The 18,655-nt window shown below is 62.6% G+C and carries 17 protein-coding genes and 1 pseudogene; 14 read left to right on the forward strand and 4 right to left on the reverse strand.

Annotation, left to right across the window (positions count from 1 at the left end):
- Positions 1 to 21: 21 nt before the first annotated feature.
- A complete protein-coding gene (locus ATY29_RS30975; protein WP_097533721.1) occupies positions 22 to 819 on the reverse strand; it encodes an undecaprenyl-diphosphate phosphatase in 798 nt (265 codons plus the stop codon).
- 229 nt (positions 820 to 1,048) lie between these two features.
- Between ATY29_RS30975 and ATY29_RS30980 the strand changes: the two genes are divergently transcribed.
- The 9 genes from ATY29_RS30980 to ATY29_RS31020 all read left to right on the forward strand — a co-directional run bounded on the left by ATY29_RS30980 (position 1,049) and on the right by ATY29_RS31020 (position 11,232).
- Positions 1,049 to 1,741: a glutathione S-transferase family protein gene (locus tag ATY29_RS30980; protein ID WP_003570914.1), complete on the forward strand. Its 693-nt coding sequence runs from the start codon at positions 1,049 to 1,051 to the stop codon at positions 1,739 to 1,741.
- A gap of 12 nt (positions 1,742 to 1,753) precedes the next feature.
- A complete protein-coding gene (gene queG / locus ATY29_RS30985; protein WP_097533722.1) occupies positions 1,754 to 2,911 on the forward strand; it encodes a tRNA epoxyqueuosine(34) reductase QueG in 1,158 nt (385 codons plus the stop codon).
- Entirely contained in the window at positions 2,911 to 3,780 is an 870-nt protein-coding gene (locus ATY29_RS30990) for an SDR family oxidoreductase (protein ID WP_097533723.1), read from the forward strand. The genes queG and ATY29_RS30990 overlap by 1 nt, the downstream gene beginning before the upstream one ends.
- A gap of 409 nt (positions 3,781 to 4,189) precedes the next feature.
- Entirely contained in the window at positions 4,190 to 4,552 is a 363-nt protein-coding gene (locus ATY29_RS30995; protein WP_085735759.1) for a septal ring lytic transglycosylase RlpA family protein, read from the forward strand.
- 149 nt (positions 4,553 to 4,701) lie between these two features.
- On the forward strand, positions 4,702 to 5,991 hold the full coding sequence (locus ATY29_RS31000) for an RsmB/NOP family class I SAM-dependent RNA methyltransferase (RefSeq protein ID WP_097533724.1): 1,290 nt from the start codon (positions 4,702 to 4,704) through the stop codon (positions 5,989 to 5,991).
- 197 nt (positions 5,992 to 6,188) lie between these two features.
- Entirely contained in the window at positions 6,189 to 7,463 is a 1,275-nt protein-coding gene (locus ATY29_RS31005) for an imelysin family protein (protein ID WP_097533725.1), read from the forward strand.
- Between the two features lie 43 nt (positions 7,464 to 7,506).
- Positions 7,507 to 9,045, forward strand: coding sequence for a di-heme oxidoreductase family protein (locus tag ATY29_RS31010; RefSeq protein WP_097533726.1), 1,539 nt, complete (start codon positions 7,507 to 7,509; stop codon positions 9,043 to 9,045).
- Complete coding sequence (locus ATY29_RS31015) at positions 9,045 to 10,145, forward strand: imelysin family protein (protein ID WP_025417567.1); 1,101 nt, start codon at positions 9,045 to 9,047, stop codon at positions 10,143 to 10,145. The genes ATY29_RS31010 and ATY29_RS31015 overlap by 1 nt, the downstream gene beginning before the upstream one ends.
- 4 nt (positions 10,146 to 10,149) lie before the next feature.
- Positions 10,150 to 11,232 carry a DUF1513 domain-containing protein gene (locus ATY29_RS31020; protein ID WP_097533727.1) on the forward strand — a complete coding sequence of 361 codons (1,083 nt, stop codon included), beginning with the start codon at positions 10,150 to 10,152 and terminating at the stop codon, positions 11,230 to 11,232.
- Between the two features lie 68 nt (positions 11,233 to 11,300).
- On the opposite strand, the gene ATY29_RS31025 is transcribed toward ATY29_RS31020, so the two are convergent.
- Positions 11,301 to 12,377, reverse strand: coding sequence for a DUF2252 family protein (locus ATY29_RS31025; protein WP_097533826.1), 1,077 nt, complete (start codon positions 12,375 to 12,377; stop codon positions 11,301 to 11,303).
- Positions 12,378 to 12,605: 228 nt separating this feature from the next.
- On the opposite strand from ATY29_RS31025, the gene ATY29_RS31030 reads away from it, so the two are divergent.
- From ATY29_RS31030 to rpiB, 4 genes and pseudogenes are all read left to right on the forward strand, one after another.
- Positions 12,606 to 13,055, forward strand: a complete 450-nt coding sequence (locus ATY29_RS31030; protein WP_003570928.1) for a PaaI family thioesterase — start codon at positions 12,606 to 12,608, stop codon at positions 13,053 to 13,055.
- Entirely contained in the window at positions 13,052 to 13,690 is a 639-nt protein-coding gene (locus ATY29_RS31035) for a 5'-methylthioadenosine/S-adenosylhomocysteine nucleosidase (RefSeq protein WP_025417564.1), read from the forward strand. Before ATY29_RS31030 ends, ATY29_RS31035 begins: the two co-directional genes overlap by 4 nt.
- A gap of 93 nt (positions 13,691 to 13,783) precedes the next feature.
- Positions 13,784 to 15,346 carry a glutamine-hydrolyzing GMP synthase gene (gene guaA / locus ATY29_RS31040; protein WP_097533728.1) on the forward strand — a complete coding sequence of 521 codons (1,563 nt, stop codon included), beginning with the start codon at positions 13,784 to 13,786 and terminating at the stop codon, positions 15,344 to 15,346.
- 64 nt (positions 15,347 to 15,410) lie between these two features.
- Positions 15,411 to 15,859: pseudogene (gene rpiB, locus ATY29_RS31045) on the forward strand (ribose 5-phosphate isomerase B).
- Positions 15,860 to 15,980: 121 nt separating this feature from the next.
- Here the strand turns inward: rpiB and ATY29_RS31050 are convergent.
- Both ATY29_RS31050 and ATY29_RS31055 read right to left on the reverse strand, forming a co-directional pair.
- The gene (locus tag ATY29_RS31050) at positions 15,981 to 16,862 is read right to left on the reverse strand and encodes an AraC family transcriptional regulator (protein WP_003570934.1); all 882 of its coding nucleotides are present in this window, start codon (positions 16,860 to 16,862) and stop codon (positions 15,981 to 15,983) included.
- 96 nt (positions 16,863 to 16,958) lie between these two features.
- Complete coding sequence (locus ATY29_RS31055) at positions 16,959 to 17,864, reverse strand: LysR family transcriptional regulator (protein ID WP_025417562.1); 906 nt, start codon at positions 17,862 to 17,864, stop codon at positions 16,959 to 16,961.
- 113 nt (positions 17,865 to 17,977) lie between these two features.
- Here ATY29_RS31055 and ATY29_RS31060 point away from each other — a divergent pair, with 113 nt between their 5' ends.
- Positions 17,978 to 18,610, forward strand: coding sequence for a DsbA family protein (locus tag ATY29_RS31060; protein ID WP_097533729.1), 633 nt, complete (start codon positions 17,978 to 17,980; stop codon positions 18,608 to 18,610).
- Positions 18,611 to 18,655: the final 45 nt, after the last annotated feature.

Consider the following 18,655-nt stretch of genomic DNA (forward strand, 5'->3'; position numbering starts at 1 on the left):
TGCAATTGTGGTGGGAATGCCTCAGGCGATCAGGCCGGTTGCGGCCATGCCGAGCAGCAGGACGCCGAGAATGATGCGGTAGACGGCAAACAGCGTAAAGCGGTTGCTTCTGATATAGGCGAGCAGCCATTTGACGGCGATGAAGGCGACGATCGTAGACACGACGAAGGCGATGCCGAGTGCGGTCCAATCCTCGTTTGCCGCTCCGCCATCCTTAAACGTCTTCAGCAATTCATAGCCGCTCGCCGCATACATTGTCGGTATGCCGACGAGAAAGGCGAATTCGGTCGCGGCGGCGCGGTTGCCGGTGCCGGCCAGCATGGCGACAAAGATCGTGGCGCCGGAGCGCGAGGTTCCCGGGAACATGCCGGCAACGATCTGGGCGATGCCGACCAGGATGGCGACGAGCCAGGTGATCTCTTTATGGGGGGCTTTGCGCGCCGCAGCCCATTCGGCAAAGATCATCCAGATACCGCCGATGATCAGCGCCCAGGCGATCGGCGTTGCCGTCTCCGGCAGCTCAAAGCCGAGCTTCTTGACGACGAGCCCGAGGATTGCGGTGATGAGAAAGGCGACGATCAGCTTGGCGGCATAATCGCGATTTGCAGGCTCGTGCCAGCCAAGCACCAGATCCAGCAATCGGCGCCAGTAGATGATTGTGACGGCGAGGATGGCGCCGGCCTGGATGACGATATTGAACATGTCCGACCGGTGGCCGAGCCATTGCTCGGCAATGATCAGGTGGCCGGTGCTCGAGATCGGCAGAAATTCGGTGATCCCCTCGATGACACCGAGAAGTGCGGCATTGATATAATCCATACATTGTCTCCGGTTTAAAATGCGGGCGGGCCTGAGCGCTTGGGCCGATCGGGCCGCCGCTTCCATTCGTTCGTTAGACCGTGTTCGCCATCGTCGGATGGCGTAAAATCCGATTCGCTTGTATTGGCGGGGCCAAGCTCCTATAGCTTCAACCAATGAGTCATGACTAGGGCGCTATAATCGAGCCGCCACACAGTCCTGTAACAGCAATCACAAAGCCCGAGTATCGATGCCCACGCTTTATCATCATCCCATGTCATCCGCATCTCGCTTCGTCCGGCTGATCCTGGCGGAATACGGCTATCAGGCGGATCTGATCGAGGAGCAGACATGGGAAAAGCGCCGGGATTTCCTGGCGCTCAACCCGGCCGGTACGCTGCCGGTCTATGTCGACGACAGCATGCGGGCGCTCTGCGGCGCCACCGTGATTTCCGAATATCTGGACGAGACGCATGGCGTGTTGAAGCGCGACCGGCGGCTGCTCGCCGAGGACCCTTTCCAGCGGGCGGAAATTCGCCGGCTGAGTGAATGGTTCATGCAGAAGATGGAAAACGACGTAACCAAGCCGCTCGCCCGCGAGCGTGTCTACAAGTTGCAGATGACCGCCGATCAGGGCGGCGGAGCGCCGGATTCGAAGATTTTGCGCACGGCCCGCGCGAATATCCGCCAGCATATGCGCTATCTCACCTGGCTTGCCGGCTCGCGCCAATGGCTGGCGGGCGAGCGGATGAGCTATGCCGACCTTGCCGCCGCCGCCTCGATTTCGATCCTCGATTATCTCGGCGAGATCGAGTGGGCGGATGCGCCCGTGGTCAAGGACTGGTATCAGCGGCTGAAATCGCGCCCCTCCTTCCGGCCGATGCTGACCGAGCGGGTGCGCGGCCTGACACCGGTTTCGCATTATGCCGATCTGGATTTCTGACGAGGGCTCTCCATGCCCGAAGCCGATAGAGATGACAAAGAGCGCCGCCGCCGCGACAATTTGACCGAGTTCGTGCGGGCGGAATCTGCCGCCAAGGGCTTCGATCTCTGCCGCATCACGCGTCCGGATGCGATCCCGGAGGCGAAGCAGCGTCTCGGCGAGTTCATCGATGCCGGACGCCACGGGACGATGGAATGGATGGCGGAGACGCGCGACCGGCGTGGTGATCCGCGCACCCTCTGGAGCGAGGTGAAATCCGTCGTCGTCTTCGGCCTCAATTATGCCCCGGAGGAAGATCCACGCGGCATCCTCGACAAGTCGGATAAAGCGGCGATCTCCGTCTATGCCCGCAATCGCGATTATCATGACGTCATCAAGGGCCGGCTGAAGGAGATCGCCACGCGTTTTGCGGCGCGCGCCGGCGCCGACGTCAAAGTCTTCGTCGATACCGCGCCAGTGATGGAGAAACCGCTGGCGGCGGCGGCCGGCTTGGGCTGGCAGGGCAAACATACCAACCTCGTCAGCCGCACCCATGGTTCCTGGCTGTTTCTCGGTACGATGTTCACCACTGCTGATCTCGCTGTCGACGCTGAGGAGACCGATCATTGTGGCTCCTGCCGCGCCTGTCTCGACGCCTGCCCGACGGCTGCCTTCCCGGCGCCTTATCAGATCGACGCACGGCGCTGCATCTCCTATCTCACCATCGAACACAAAGGGCCGATCGACCCCGAGCTGCGGCCACTGATCGGCAATCGCATCTATGGCTGCGACGACTGTCTTGCCGCCTGTCCCTGGAACAAATTCGCAAGCTCCGCCTCCGAGATGAAATTGCAGGCGCGGGAAGAGCTGAAGGAACCGTCGATCGCCTTTCTGCTGACGCTCGACGATGCGGCCTTCCGCGCCTTCTTCAGCGGGTCGCCGGTGAAGCGGATCGGCCGCGATCGCTTCGTCCGCAATCTGCTGATCGCTGCCGGCAATTCCGGCGAGAAGGCTCTCATCGCCCAATGTCGCATGCTCGCCGGCGATACCTCGCCGGTGGTGAGGGGAATGGCTGTCTGGGCGCTTTCGCGACTGATGGCGGCTGGCGAATTCTCTCTCTTTGCCGCACAAAGGGCCGGTGAGAGCGATGGCGACGTCCTGAACGAATGGCGGCTGGCGGGAGTGGTTTGATGCATGTGATGATTTTTGGCTGCGGTTATTCCGGCATGGCGATCGCCGAAGCCTTCGCCGGCGACGGTGTGCGTGTTTCCGGCACCACGCGCTCGGCCGACAAAATGGAGGCGCTCCGGCAAAACCGCGTTGAAGCCTTCCTTTTCGACGGCGAGACCCTGGGCGACGACTTGCGGAGGGCTTTGGGGAGCGTCACCCACCTCGTTCAGTCGATCGCGCCTGGAAAAGGCGACCCGCTGCTGCGGCTGATGGACGAAGATCGCGCAAGCCTGCCGTCCCGCCTAGAATGGATCGGTTATCTCTCAACCGTCGGCGTCTATGGCGATCACAAGGGCGCATGGATCGACGAGGAAACACCTTGCGTGCCCGTCTCCGGGCGCTCGAAGGAGCGGCTGGAGGCGGAAGCGGGCTGGCTGGCAATGGGCAGGCAGCGTGGCGTGCCGGCGGCAGTGCTCCGCCTTGCCGGGATCTATGGGCCGGGGCGCAATGCCTTCTGCAATCTGGAAAAGGGCACGGCGCGGCGCCTGATCAAGAAAGACCAGGTGTTCAACCGCATCCGGGTCGAGGATATCGGCGCGGCGACCCGCTTTCTGTCCGATCACAGCCTCGGCGGCCTCTATAACATCACCGACAACAGGCCCGGGCCGCCGCAGGATGTGATTGTCGAGGCAGCACGGCTGATGGGCGTCGAACCGCCGCCGGAACAGGCCTTCGAAACCGCCGAGCTGACGCCGATGGCGCGCTCCTTCTACGGCGAGAACAAACGGGTTTCGAATGCGAAACTCAAGGCGGCCGGCTTCGAATTCTCCTTCCCTGACTACGTGATGTCACTTGCGCAATTGTGGCAGGACGGTCGCTGGCGCGGTTAAACCTCGGCCGCTTGGGGAGACCAGGGTTATCACCCAAATTGAGTAGGAAATTCCTACTTTCAGCAGTTGGCAGAACAATTCTCGCCGCATATCATGGTTAACAGCCTTTGAATTTGCGCAAATGCGGCGAAGAATATGGCGAAGTCAGAAAAAATATTTCGTGATTTTTGTGAAGCCATCGAAGATTAAGGCTTCCTCGGAAAAATCATTTGAATTTTAGCTGATTTCATTGCGTTTTTTCCACATCCCGCCATACGCGGCAAATTCTCATATTTTATCAATGACCTCGCAAATATTACAGACTGTAATATTCCGTGATCGCATGCGGCACTTTTTCGCCATTTTTCGGCGGATTTAAGCCCCGCCGCCTGCAAGGGCGTTGAGTTCAATAGTTGAGGGATACTCTGTTTTGAAGAAAATAAGCCGTTCTATTATCGCTGCCGCAACTATTGCAGCCTGCTCTTCCTTGCTTCCGGCGGAGAGTTTTGCTGGAAATGGCTGTGGCGGTGCTTCATGGTACGCACTCCACTCCAAAACTGCTTCCGGGGAACGTATGAACCCTGCCGTCTTGACTGCCGCACATCGTTCGCTCGCCTTCGGCACCAAGGTAAAGGTCACCAACCGTAACAATGGCCGCACCGTCGTCGTTCGCATCAACGATCGCGGCCCGTTCATCCGCGGCCGGGTGCTCGACCTGTCGCGCGCCGCGGCGCAGAATATCGGCATGGTGAGCTCCGGCACGGCGAAGGTCTGCTACCAGGTGATCAGCTAGGCCGGAGCTTACGACCGGCTGCGCCGTCAGCGGCGCTTGCTCTTGCCGCCAATCGCGGTTACCACGCGGTTGAGACTTGTGAACAATCCGTCCCGTAACTGTCGCGGCTGACGGGATCCTTCGCAAGCATGGCAACAGGAGACTTGTGAATGCGTCTGGGCGGCCGCCTCGAAGGGGCGATTTCTGTGCTCGCGGACATCGATGCCCGCAAGCGACCCGTCGCCGACGCGCTGAAGGACTGGGGCCTTGCGCATCGTTTCGCCGGCTCCGGCGATCGCGCCGCCATCGGCAACATCGTCTATGACGCCCTGCGCATGCGGCTTTCCCATGCCTGGCTGATGGATGACGACAGTGCCATAGCGATTGCCCATGCCGTCATGTTCCGCCAATGGGGTTTCACGCCCGATAGTCTTGCCGCGGCGCTGGCAGATGACAAGTTCGCGCCGCCACCGCTTTCGGCCGATGCCGTCGCGGCCTTCGAAAGCCGTTCGCTCGACGATGCCCCGCCGCATATCCGTGGCGATATTCCCGAATGGGTCCAATCCTCCTTCGAACAGGCTTTCGGCGCCGGCTGGCTTGCCGAGGCACAGGCGCTTGCCGGACGCCCGACGCTCGATCTGCGCGCCAACATCCTGAAATCCTCCCGCGACAAGGCCGTCAAGGCGCTCGAAAGAACAGGCGCGCAGGCTGCGAAGATCGCTCGCTACGGCATCCGGATTGCCGCCGGCGAAGGCGCTTCGCGTCTTCCCAACGTGACAGCCGAGCTTTCGTTCCAGAAAGGCTGGTTCGAAATTCAGGACGAGGGATCGCAGATCGTCGCCGACCTCGTGCTCGCCAAAGACGGTGAACAGGTGCTCGACTATTGCGCCGGTGGCGGCGGCAAGACGCTCGCCATGGCGGCGGCCATGCAGAACAAGGGACAGGTTCACGCCTATGACGCCGACCGCAAGCGGCTGGCGCCGATCATCGAGCGGCTGAAGCGGGCGGGCACGCGCAATGTCCAGGTGCATGACGACGCCAAGGGGCTTTCCGGCCTTACCGGGCGCTGCGACAAGGTGCTGGTCGACGCGCCCTGCACCGGCACCGGCACATGGCGCCGCCGCCCCGATACCAAATGGCGGCTGACGGCGAAGAACCTCGACGAGCGCACGACCCAGCAGCAGGATGCGCTCGCCCAGGCGAGCAGCTTCGTCAAGCCAGGCGGCGAACTGATCTACGTCACCTGCTCGGTATTGCCCCAGGAGAACGAGGAACGAGTGCGACGCTTCACGGCCGACAATCCTGATTTCCAGATCGTCAGCGCCCTGCCCGCCTGGGATGGCCTCTTCGGAAAGGACACGCCGCGTCCGCATTCTTCCGACGGCCTGACGGTGACGCTGACGCCAGCCTCGACCGATACGGACGGCTTTTTCTTCTGCCGTATGCAGCGCAAGGGCTGAGCGCCGCCGAGCCGCACTCCGATGCGGGAAGAGGGCCGCGGATAAGCCGATTTTTCGAGCAAATGCCCGGCAAAATGACGATCTTCCAGCAAGCGCTCATCTTAAAATCATTCCAAACTAGAGTGTTTGACACCAGTTTGCTTTTGCGCGAAGAGACGGAGCCCGATTAGACGGAAGATCCGTCACAGGAGAGGATCATGAAGCTCAACACATTCCGCGCAGCCGTGCTGGCGATTGCCCCCGCCGCTCTGCTCGCCCTTCCCGCGCAGGCCGAGACCGATGCTGGCGCCGTGGTGAAACACTATGCCGACGTGGCGCATGCGAAATACGAGGACTCGCTGACGACGGCCAAGGCGCTCGATGCTGCCATCGACGCCTTTCTCAAGGCGCCGACCGATGCGACGCTGAAAGCCGCCCGGGACGCATGGGTCAAGGCGCGCGTCCCCTATCAGCAGACGGAAGTCTATCGTTTCGGCAATCCGATCGTCGACGACTGGGAAGGCAAGGTCAACGCATGGCCGCTCGATGAAGGCCTGATCGACTATGTCGATACCTCCTATGGCACCGAGAGCGACGAAAATTCTCTCTATGTGGCCAATGTCATCGCCAACAAGACGATCAAGATCGACGGCAAGGATGTCGATGCCTCCAAGCTGACGCCGGAATTCCTCTCCGGCACGCTCGCCGAGGCCGGCGGCATCGAAGCCAATGTCGCGACAGGATACCACGCCATCGAATTCCTGCTCTGGGGCCAGGATCTGAACGGCACGGGACCCGGCGCCGGCGACCGTCCGGCCACCGACTACGACCTGAAGAACTGCACGCACGGCAATTGCGACCGCCGCGCCGAATACCTGAAATCCGCCTCGACCCTCTTGGTGTCCGACCTGCAGGAAATGACCGACAACTGGAAGGCTGACGGGGCTGCGACGAAGAACGTCGAAGCCGATCCGAGGGCCGGCCTCGTCGCGATCCTGACGGGCATGGGTTCGCTTTCCTACGGCGAGCTTGCCGGCGAGCGCATGAAGCTCGGCCTGCTGCTGCACGATCCGGAAGAAGAGCATGATTGCTTCTCCGACAATACCTACAACTCGCACCTCAACGACGCGATCGGCATCGCCGCCGCCTATACCGGCAACTATACCCGCGTCGACGGCACCAAGCTCAGCGGTCCGTCGCTGCACGATCTCGTCGCCGCCAAGGACAAGGCGGTCGATGCCGAGATGGAAGGCAAGCTCAACAAGACGCTCGATGCGATGAACGCCATGGCTAAGCGCGGCGAGACGGTCGAGAAGTACGACCAGATGATCGGCGAGGGCAACAAAGAAGGCAACGCCGTGGTCCAGGCTGCCATCGATGGGCTGATCGACCAGACGAAATCGGTACAGCGCGTTATTGCCGCACTCGATCTCGGCACGGTTCAGCTTGAAGGTTCCGACAGCTTGGATAATCCTAACGCCGTCTTCAAATAAGCAAAAGGCGGGCCGCTCTCAGTGGAGCGGCCCGGACCCTGAAATGTCGCATGCCCCGGCCCGCCGATTGATCGCCAGCGCAGCGTTCTGCGCCACGCTTGCCGGTTTTTCCGCAATGATCGCCGCCGGTTTCGATCTGCCGGCGAAACGCACCGACCTTTCCGAGGCCGATCTCAAACGCGTTGCCGACGTGACCCGGCCGACTACGGATTTTTCCAAGGCCGAACAATATGAAGCGATGCAGGCCGGTGGCACGACCTCGATCGATCCGATCACCGAAGACAGCTTCTCGCATATTTCGGCCAATATTCCCTTCGAGGAAGAGCAGAATTTCAAGCTCGGCAACGCACTGTTCCGCAAGCTCTGGGTTTCCTCGCCCTCCTCGACACAGGCCTCCGATGGGCTCGGGCCGCTGTTCAACGCGCGCTCCTGCATGAGCTGTCATGTCAATGACGGTCGCGGCAAACCGCCGGAGGGCGGCCCAAGCGCCGTCTCGATGTTCCTGCGGCTTTCCCGCGCGGCCAAAACAGCCGCGGAAGAAAGGGCGATCGCAAGCGCCGATATCCTCAATTTCCCCGATCCAGTCTATGGCCATCAGCTGCAGGATCTTGCCGTTCCCGGCCTTGCCGCCGAAGGCCGTATGACGATCCGCTATGACGAGGAGACGGTGACACTTGGCGACGGCGAGGCCGTGTCGCTGCGCCGCCCGCATTATGCGGCGACCAAACTTACCTATGGGCCGCTCGATCCGGCCACGACGATCTCGGCGCGTGTTGCTCCTGCGATGATCGGCCTCGGACTGATCGAGGCGATCCCCGACGCCGATATACTTGCCCATGCCGACCCTGACGATGCCGATGGCGACGGCATTTCGGCCAAGGCGGCGATCGTGAGCGACCACCGCAGCGGCAAGATCGCGCTCGGCCGCTTCGGCTGGAAGGCGCAAAACGCCACGGTGCGCGACCAGAATGCCGACGCCTTCGCCAATGATATCGGCATCTCGACCCCCGACCACCCGGATGCACATGGCGATTGCACCGAGGCGGAAAAGAAATGCCTCGATATGCCGACCGGCGTCCAGAAACGGCTGGGCGCGGAAGAAGCGCCGGGTCCCATTCTCGACCTCGTGACCTTTTACTCCGAAAATCTTGCCGTGCCGGCGCGTCGTAAGGCGAGTTTCCCCGAGACGCTGAAGGGCAAGCGGATTTTCTACGAAACCGGCTGCATTTCCTGCCATCTGCCGAAATTCGTCACCCGTCGGGATACGCCCGACAAGGCCCAATCCTTCCAGCTGATCTGGCCCTATTCCGACTTTCTTCTGCACGATATGGGCGACGGACTTGCCGACGGACAGCAGGTCGGCCTTGCAAGCGGACGTGAATGGCGCACGCCACCGCTATGGGGTATAGGACTGACCCGGACTGTCAGCGGACACAGCTTTTTCCTGCATGACGGCCGTGCGCGGAATCTCACCGAGGCGATTCTCTGGCACGGCGGCGAAGCTGAAAAGGCCCGCAACGCTTTCTCCTCCCTGTCGAAAGACGACAGGGCGGCCCTGATTACATTCCTGGAGTCACTTTGATGCGCCTTTGGCACCCCCTGCTCTGCCTCACTCTGATCGGCCTCGCCACATCAGCGGCCGCCCAGACCGCCGCTCCTCCGGCAGGGCTGAACGAGGATGCCGTTCCCGCCGTCATGCAGCGCGCGGTCGACGAGGTGATCCGCCCGGGCTATCGCAACATGCAGCAATCGGCCGCCCGGCTGACGACGGCGATGAAGGATCTCTGCGACGGCGGCACCCAGCAGACGCTCGAAAAGGCGAAATCGGCCTTCGACGATACGATCCGCTACTGGTCGATCATCGAGATCGTCCAGACCGGACCGGTCATCCAGGACAATCTCTTCGAGCACATCCTGTTCTATCCCGACCGCAAGGGCGTCGGCTTGAAGCAGGTGCAGGCGCTGATCGCCAAGGCCGATCCGAAGGATGCGGCGGTCGATGCGATCGCCGGCAAGAGCGTGGCGCTGCAGGGCCTGACGGCGTTGGAATACGTGCTTTACGGCAATGGCTCCGAAAATCTCGTCGGGCAGAAGGGCGGCTTCCGCTGCCTTTACGGCGCCGCCGTCGCCGGCAATATCCAGCGCGAGGCCGGCGAAGTCGTCGCCGCCTGGGAAAAGCCCGACGGGGTGCAGGCGAGCTGGAAACATCCCGGCCCGCAAAGCAATGATTTTATGGACAACAAGGAAGCCGTGACCGCGCTGCTCGGCATTCTCGTCCACGGCGCCGAAAATGTCCGCGACCAGCGGCTGGAGCAATTCTACAAGGGCAAGGACACGGCGCCGCGCCCGCGCATGGCGATCTACTGGCGCTCCAAGAATACCTGGAAATCGATGGCCGCCAATATCGACGGCTTGCGCACGCTCTGGCAGAAGGCCGGCATGGCCGAGCTTCTGCCGCCGGACAAACAGGCCGTCGCCGCCTCGATCGACGAGGACTTCAAATCGCTGCTCGACAGCGTGCCGAAGCTCAATCCCGATATCGACGTTGCCGTAAGCGATGCGGAGAAGGCCAAGCTCGATACGCTGCTTGCCGAGAGCCGCGACCTGATCACCAGGATCAGCGACGAATATGGCGCGGCCATCGGCCTTTCGGCCGGCTTTTCCTTTTCGGATGGAGATTGAAGCGATGATGCGAAGTGCCGCAATCGACCGACGCAGTTTTGTCAAGGCGGCCGGGATCGGCTTCCTTGCGGCCTTGACGCCAAAGTCGCTGATGGCGCTGGAGCGGACCGATGCGGTCTATGCATCGGGCATTCGGGCTGCCGACGGCTCCTTTGCCGTCGCGACCGTGACGGAGCGCGGCGAGGTCGTCGATCAGGTGGCGCTTCCCGCGCGCGCCCACGGCATGGCCTTCAGCGCCGCCACCGGCATGACCGTCGCCTTCGCCCGCCGGCCCGGCACCTATGCGATGATTTTCGATGCCCGCAATAAGCGCGAGCCGATCGTCATCAATTCTATCGAGGGCCGGCATTTCTACGGCCATGGCGCCTTCTCGCCCGATGGCCGGCTGCTCTATGCCAGTGAGAACGACTTCGACGGCAATCGCGGCATGATCGGCCTCTACGACGCCACTAACCGATTCAGCCGCATCGGCGAATTCGAGACTTACGGCATCGGTCCGCACGACATGACGGTTTCCGATGACGGACGCCTTCTGATCGTCGCCAATGGCGGCATCGAGACGCATCCGGATTTCGGCCGCACCAAGCTCAATCTCGGGGAGATGCAGCCGTCGCTGGTGCTGATCGACGCAACGACCGGGGCCCTGATCGAAAAACATCTACTGCCGGCGCAATGGGCGGAACTTTCCACCCGCCACGTCGATCTCGACGACAAGGGCCGTATCTGGTTCGCCTGCCAGTACGAGGGCCACCGCAAGGATCTGCCGCCGCTTATCGGCCATTTCGCCAAGGGCGAAGACCTTTCCTTCATCGACCTGCCGGAGCAGACGACGCGCAGGCTTGCCAATTATGTCGGCGCGATCGCCGTCAATCGCAGCGAGGGTCTCGTCGGCGTGACCTCGCCGAAGGGCGGCGCCTCGGTGACCATCGACGCTAGGACGGGCAAGGTGCTGGCCGAGACGGCCATTCAGGACGCGGCCGGCATCGCGCCGGCAAAAAGCGGCTTTGCCGTCTCCTCCTATGATGGCGATTTCCTGTCGACCCGCAGCGACGTCGCCTGGGATCAGCACATCGTGCGGATCTCTTAAAGCGTGTCGCGGTCTTTCAGATTCGCTTGCCACGCTTTAAGTCGTTGGTTTGCCGCATCCGCGATGCTCTAGCGGGCGCGCGCGTAGTCCTTCTGCTCGGCACTGATGGTCAATGCGGCGGTCCGTGCCGCCTCATGCAGCCATTCCGGTCCCTTGGCCTGCAAGTCCCGCAGGATCGCTGCTGCGACCGCCGCATCGTCGGAATGGCAATTGGCGATCTCGAAGCCCATCAGCTCGATCATCGTCGGCGAAAGCAGGACCTCCGGATGCTGGTCGATCTCGATCTTGCGGCTGTTCGGCGAAAGCCTGCGCACGAGAATACGGCCGGAGACACGATAATGAGGATCGGCCGAGCGTATCCGCCCGGCGGCAATCTCGCCCGCGTGGATCACCTCATCCTGCGGCCTGTGGCGAAGCGACCAGGCCGACGGCAGCAGCGCCTTCGCCTCGCGCAGCACCGGCCCGCCCTGCCATTCGGCATAGGCGACGAAACGCGGCCGGCCGAGGCTGCCGGTTCCGCCGCTGCGTGGCTTGACCACGAAGGGGCCGGAGCTGGGCGGCAGTGCATCGGCGAGCGCCTTTGTATAGGTGGCGGGCGCCTCGTTTTTGCCCGGCGTCAACGTCTCGTATTTCTCCCAGAATTCCCGACGTTCGGAATTCGGCAGCATCAGCGCCTTGCGCAGCCATTTGTGATCACGTTCGAGGATGACGGGCAGCGGATTTTCAAGGCCCCGGCGATAGCCGCCGAGGATCAGCTCGCCGATCATCCGAACCGAGGGCCCGTCGCCGCCCCGCGCCAGGATGGCACTTGCCGCAAGACGAACGAGATCCAGCGCATAGGGCATAACAGCTGCATCGTCGAAATCATTGACGCCCCAGACGAGCCTGCCCTCGGCATCGCGCCAAGTGCCGAAATTCTCCAGATGCGTATCGCCGATCGCCAGGACCTCGGGTGCCGTTGCAAGCTCCGGGCAGATATCGAAGATGATTTCGCACCAGCGCCAATAGGTGGCGCGCAGGAAGACGAAATCGTCACTGCACATCTTCTCGTGCTTCTCGCGTAGATCGTCTTTGACGAGATCGGCCCCGAGTTCGCCAGCCAGCCAGCTCTCGAAATTTCGCACCGATTGCGATATCGTCGTCATGCGTCGGCGCTCCGTCGTTTCGAGACCTGACGCAGAGAATATCCGCTGAGCGCGAAGCTGCAATCGCCTTCGCACAAGGCCGGCGGCATGCGCAATGACAAAAACGGCGAAAGGTTGCGCTGGCGACACGGCTTGATGTTTCCATCGCCGTCCAGACCGATTTCGGCAATGTGCAGCTTGTCGAATGCGGCCCGTCATGCCACTTTCGCCGCTGCAAGAGGGGCAGACATGAGCGAGACTGACAGGGGCGATTTCCGCGCGCGAATCCGCCGCAACTTTGCGCGGCAGGCGGCGATGGAGACGATCGGCGCGGAACTGACGCGCGTCGAGCACGGGGTCGTCGAAATCGAGCTTCCCTTCGACGTCAAACTGACGCAACAGCACGGCATCCTGCATGCGGGCATCATTTCCGCCGCGCTCGATTCGGCCTGCGGCTTTGCCGCCTACAGCGTCATCGACCCCGAAGCCTCGATCCTGACGATCGAGTTCAAGGTCAATCTCATGTCGCCGGGGCGTGGCGAGCGTTTCCTGTTTCGCGGCGAAATCACCAAGCCCGGCTCCACCATCATCGTCGCCGACGGACGAGGCTACGCGATCAGCGACGGGCCGGCGAAACTCATTGCCTCCATGACCGGAACGATGATGGTGATCCGCGGCAGAGAAGGAATTACGGGATGAAGTTCGAACTGAAATCGGTCGCGGGAAAGTCCATGCTGTTTGTCATGGCGGCCGAGGCCGAATATGGTCCCTTCCTGCGCTCGCGTATCGAGCCCCTGATGACCGGCGTCGGCCCGGTCGAGGCAGCGGTGGCACTGACGAAGACGCTGGCGCGGCTGGATGCGGCCGACGATCTGCCCGATCTCGTCGTTTCCCTCGGCTCGGCCGGCTCGGCGAAACTCGAGCAGACCGAGATCTATCAGGTGACCTCGGTTTCCTATCGCGATATGGACGCCTCGCCGCTCGGCTTCGAAAAGGGCAGGACACCTTTCCTCGACCTGCCGGCGACCCTCGAGCTGCCGCTGCGCATTCCTGGCATTCCGGAAGCCAGCCTTTCGACAGGCGGCAACGTCATCTCGGGCGCGGCCTATAGCGGCATCGACGCCGACATGGTCGATATGGAAACCTTTGCGGTGCTGCGCGCATGCCAAGGCTACAAGCTGCCGCTGATCGGCCTGCGCGGCATTTCCGACGGCGCGGTCGAGCTGCAGCATATTTCCGGCTGGACCGAATATCTGCACATCGTCGATCGCAAGCTCTCCTACGGCGTTGACAGCCTGTTCACAGCGCTGGAGGACGGCGTATTCTGGTTCTGAACCCCGCAAAAGCGGGGACAATCGGAACAATAAAAACCGACGCCGCCGATTTCCCGGATTGCCAGGCGAAGCGCTTTTCATTAAAGCCTCGCCATGACCCAGACAGCACATCCCGACTCCGTTCTCATCGTCGATTTCGGCAGCCAGGTGACCCAGCTCATCGCACGGCGCGTGCGCGAGGCCGGTGTCTATTGCGAAATCGTTCCCTTCCAATCGGCCGAAGAGGGCTTCAAGCGCCTGCAGCCGAAAGCCGTGATCCTGTCCGGCAGCCCGGCTTCGACGGTGGACGAGGGATCGCCGCGGGCGCCTGATATCATCTTCGACAGCGGCCTGCCGGTCTTCGGCATCTGCTACGGCCAGCAGACGATGTGCATGCAGCTCGGCGGCAAGGTCGAAAGCGGCCATCACCGCGAATTTGGCCGCGCCTTCCTGGAGGTTAACAAGGACTGCCAGCTGTTCGAGGGCCTCTGGTCCTCCGGCTCGCGCCACCAGGTCTGGATGAGCCATGGCGACCGCGTCACGGCGCTGCCCGAAGGTTTCGAGGTGGTCGCCACCTCCTCCAACGCGCCCTACGCCTTCATCGCCGACGAGAAGCGCAAATATTACGGCGTGCAGTTTCACCCGGAAGTCGTGCATACGCCTGACGGAGCCAAGCTGATCGGCAACTTCATTCACAACGTCGCCGGCCTCAAGGGCGACTGGTCAATGTCGGCCTACCGCCAGAAGGCGGTCGATGAGATCCGCAAGCAGGTGGGCGACAAGCGCGTCATCTGCGCGCTTTCGGGCGGCGTCGACAGTTCGGTCGCAGCCCTCTTGATCCACGAGGCGGTCGGCGACCAGCTGACCTGCATCCTCGTCGACCACGGGCTGATGCGCAAGGACGAGGCGGCCAACGTCGTCGCCATGTTCCGCGAGCACTACAATCTGCATCTGCTGCATGTCGACGCCTCCGACCGTTTCATCGGTGAGCTCGAAGGCGTCAGCGACCCGGAAACCAAACGTAAGATCATCGGCCGGCTGTTCATCGAGACCTTCGAGGAAGAGGCCAAGAAACTCGGCGGCGCCGATTTCCTCGGCCAGGGCACGCTTTATCCCGACGTGATCGAAAGCGTTTCCTTCACCGGCGGCCCGTCGGTGACCATCAAGTCGCACCACAATGTCGGCGGCCTGCCGGAGCGCATGAAGATGCAGCTCGTCGAGCCGCTGCGCGAACTCTTCAAGGACGAGGTGCGCGCGCTCGGCCGCGAGCTCGGGCTGCCCGACAGCTTCATCGGCCGCCATCCCTTCCCCGGTCCCGGCCTCGCGATCCGCTGCCCCGGCGGCATCAGCCGCGAAAAGCTGGAGATCCTGCGCGAGGCGGATGCGATCTATCTCGACGAAATCCGCAAGGCCGGCCTCTACGACGCCATCTGGCAGGCCTTCGCCGTGCTGCTGCCCGTCCAGACCGTCGGCGTCATGGGCGACGGACGCACCTATGAATTCGTCTGCGCGCTGCGCGCCGTCACATCCGTTGACGGCATGACGGCGGACTTCTATCACTACGACATGGAATTCCTCGGCCGCGCCGCCACCCGCATCATCAACGAGGTGCGCGGCATCAACCGCGTCGTTTATGATGTGACGAGCAAGCCGCCCGGCACGATCGAGTGGGAGTGAGGGATAAGTTTGATCCGCCTCCTCCAAGCCGGAAAATTGCTTCGGGAAACGGGACGACTTCTTCATGACTGCCAGCGACCGCATCGTCCTCTCCAGCGACCACGCCGCCATTGAGCTCCGCAGGCCATTTCCGCTCATATCGCGGCGCGTGGCTGGATCGTCGTCGACATCGGGCCGACGACGCCGGAGAGCACACCCTATCCCAAGCACGGCGAAGCGGCAGCGCGGCTCGTCGCCTCCGGCGATTGCCGGTTCGGCATCATCCTGTGCGGCACCGGCCAGGGCATCATGATGGCAGCGAACAAGGTCAAGGGCATCCGCTGCGGGGTCTGCAGCGACACCTTCTCAGCCCGCATGATCCGCCAGCACAACGACGCCAATATGCTGTCGATTGGCGTGCGCGTGGTGGGCCAAGGGCTGGCGCTCGATATCGTCCATGCGTTTCTGAGCGCCCAGTTCGAGGGCGGCCGGCATGCGACGCGGGTGGAGATGATCGAAGCGCTGGAAAGCTAGAGCCGCTTTTCTTCTTCCTTGGGAGGAGATGGTTTCACGACCCAAGCCCCCGGCCGGTCTGGAGTAGACAACGGCCTGTCCGCTTAGGCGATCAGAATGGACAAGCCGCCGTCAGAGAGCGCTACTTCAGCGGCAGAAACAGCTCCGCCACCGCCTCATGCTCCGCCACTTCCGGGAAGAAGCTCAGCCGCTGGCAGTAGATCGGGAAATCGCGTGCTTCCTCGCCGCTTTCCGGAAGCCAGTCGCGATAGAGATAGAGCGCAGCGGGTTCCAGATTGTCGGTATTGCCGATGACGCGCAGCACCGCGCAGCGCCCGCCGCGGATCTCGCCGGCTTTGATCTCTTCGCCCTTCGCCTCGATCGGCCGGTCGGTCCCGACACAAAGATCGACGCTATAATCGGCAGGCGACGCCGGACGCCGCTCGGAACGCCAGACGTTGAAGGTTGGATTTGTCCTGGGGTGCAGGCCGGCGGCCTTGCGCCAGGCGATGAACCGCTGGATGGTGGCGCCGAGCATAGCCGGGTCGCCCCGATGCTGCATGATCGCCACCGGCGTCGGCGGCACGTTGCGGATCGTCACGTCGTTGGGGGTAAGAATCTTCTGCATCAGCTTGCTCCTGGCGTTGTCGAGAGGCCCGAAGGCCGCAAGCCACGGCTCCCAGTCGGGAGATTTCCGGAACGACGAAGGCGATTGCCCGAACCTCTGCCGAAAGGCCCGGGCGAAAGCATCCGGTGCGGTGTAGCCGGAATCCATCGCTATATCGGTGACGCGGTCGTTGTCCCTGTAGGCCAGCCGGTATGAAGCCCGCTTCAAACGGGCAAGCCTGACATAGCGATGCACGGATAGACCGAAGGTCGCCGTGAACTGCCGGTGGAAATGAAACTTCGAGAAAGCCGCGATACCGCTCAGACCATCAAGTTCGAGATCGTCATCGAGGTGCCGGTCGATATGATCCAGCACCCGCTGCATCCGCTCATGATAGTTCCGAAGCGCTGCGGTCATTCCTTTAGTCTCCGTGGCAGCTCAAACTAGATCGCTCAGGCAAGGCGGCGCTCGACCGATCTTGCGCTTTTGGCCGCGAAGCTTCGGTTGCCGGTCTTACCGGTTCCTTTCCGAACGCCGAATCTCATCGACCAGCATCGCAACGAAGGCCGTCACCTTTGGTGGGCGGAAGCGGGCGGCGGGATAGACGGCGTGAATGCCACCGGATGGCAGAGACCATTCGGGCAGGACCTCGACGAGCCGGCCGCTGCCGAGATGGTCAGCGACTTGGAAATCCGGCAGCACCGACAGGCCGCCGCCGGCAAGCGTGGCCGCCAGCACCGCCGTCGTGGTGTTGATGCTGAGCGCCTGACGCATGCGGACGGCGCGGCGGTCGAAATCTCCCCTGGCGAAATGCCAGAGCAGCGGCTCACGCAGCGCGCCGTTGGCGATGAAGGGCAAGGCTGCGAGATCTTCCGGTTCCCGGGCGGCGATCGTCCCCAACTGGTTTGCCGAGGCGACGAGAAGCTGGCGGAACGTGCCGATCCGCCTGGCCTGGAGAGTGGAATCGTCGAGCCACCCGACCCGGATCGATACGTCGATATGATCGGCGACGAGATCGGCCCTCGCGTCGGAGAGAACGAGGTCGACAGTGCAGGCGGGAAAGCGCCGGGCAAAACCCACCGCCAACGGCGCGATCATCGAGGCGCCATAGTCATTGGGCGCGGCAATGCGCAGCACGCCCATCGGCTCGGCCCGGGCCTCGGAAAGTTCGTCGACGGCATCCTCCGCTTCGCGAAGGATCATGACGCAGCGTGCGTAGAGCATGCGGCCCGCCTCCGTCGGCTCCACCCGGCGTGTCGTCCTGATCAGCAGGCTGGTTTCGAGTTCGGCTTCCAGCCGGGCGACCTGCTGGCTGACCACCGTCTTGGTGATCCCCAGGCGGTCCGCCGCCCTGGTGAAGGACCCGGTGCCGACGACCGCCGCGAAATAGGCGAGCCGGTTGAGATTGATCGCTTCCATGGTCGCGCTGACCGTCTCATTGTTAGCTTCTAGCTTACAGTATGTCAGACTGAGTGCTGTTAATCCATATCAGGCATGGGGCTATTCTTCCTCCAGACAGTTCGGAGGCGCACATGCGGATCACCTATCTTTTCGACGCCCTTTGCGGTTGGTGCTACGGTGCCGGCCCTGCCATCGAGCGCCTGGCGGCGCTCGAGGACGTGACGGTAGAGCTTGCCCCCACCGGGCTTTTCGCCGGGGCGGGGGCACGATCGATGGATGCGGGCTTTGCGGCCTATGCCTGGCAAAACGACCAGCGCATCGCCCGGCTGACCGGACAGCCGTTCACGGAGGTCTATCGCAGCCAGGTTCTCGGCGCGACCGGCTCCCTGTTCGATTCGGCGCCGGCCACCCTCGGAATCGTCGCGACCGGCATCGAGGCACCGGGCCGCGAAATCGAGATCCTGAAGCGGCTGCAGCGCGCCCGTTACGAAGAGGGCCGCGATATCGCTGATCGCGCCATCGTCGCCGACTTGCTTGCCGAAGCCGCCCTCACAGACCAAGCCCAGCGTGTCCGTTCACCCGACGAGGAGCTTCTCGCGGCCTATCATCGGCGGATCGACACTGCCCGTGCCGATATGCGGCGCTTCGGCGTCGACGGCGTGCCGGCCCTCGTGCTCGACGATGGCGCCGGGCGGCGCCTGCTGCGCGGCAATGCCCTTTTCGGCCATTTCGACCTTCTGCTTGCCGAGATGCGGGCAGCCTGACGGTTGCCGCTGCGTCGAGGATACCATCCCTCACATCACATTCCC

Source organism: Rhizobium hidalgonense (assembly GCF_002914525.1).
GTDB classification, from domain to species: domain Bacteria; phylum Pseudomonadota; class Alphaproteobacteria; order Rhizobiales; family Rhizobiaceae; genus Rhizobium; species Rhizobium hidalgonense.